This is a genomic window from Cellulomonas bogoriensis 69B4 = DSM 16987 (assembly GCF_000767165.1).
GTDB classification, from domain to species: Bacteria; Actinomycetota; Actinomycetes; order Actinomycetales; family Cellulomonadaceae; genus Actinotalea; species Actinotalea bogoriensis.
In genome coordinates, this window is record NZ_AXCZ01000457.1 from 1 (window position 1) to 519 (window position 519).

Genomic DNA, 519 nt, shown 5'->3' on the forward strand with positions numbered 1-519 from the left:
GGTGGCGACCGCGGCGACGGTCAGGGCGTCACCGCCCTGGGTGACGGCGACCTCCTCGGCCGCCCGCAGCACGGCGGCGCGCTGCTTGGCGCGGTGCTGGGCGACCGTCGGCTCGGTGATGCGGGGCATGGCGTCATCATGACCCAGCCGACCGGATGGCGACAGCGCGTTGGTACGATAACGACATGCCGTCGGCAAATGCCGGTGGGCACCGACCCCCTCGAGGAGACCCGTCGTGGAGATCGTCCGGAACATCGCGCTCGTGCTGCACTTCATCGGGCTGGCTGCCGTGATCGGTTCGTTCATGGTGCAGATGAAGGCCCCGACCAAGCGGGTCGACCCGGCCATGCTCCACGGTGCCCTGACGTTGCTGGCCAGCGGGGTCATCCTGGTCGGCGCGCTGGAGATGGGCGACGGCACCGTCAACCACGTCAAGATCACCGTGAAGCTGCTGGTGCTGCTGGTGGTCACGGCGCTGGTGGTGCTGAACCGGCGCAAGGACGTCGTCGCGACGGGGGT

General features: G+C 69.4%; 1 protein-coding gene. It reads left to right on the forward strand.

The window, feature by feature from the left end; translation table 11 throughout:
• Positions 1-235: 235 nt before the first annotated feature.
• A partial coding sequence (locus N869_RS16000; RefSeq protein ID WP_035063385.1) for a hypothetical protein occupies positions 236-519 on the forward strand: 284 nt, incomplete at its 3' end.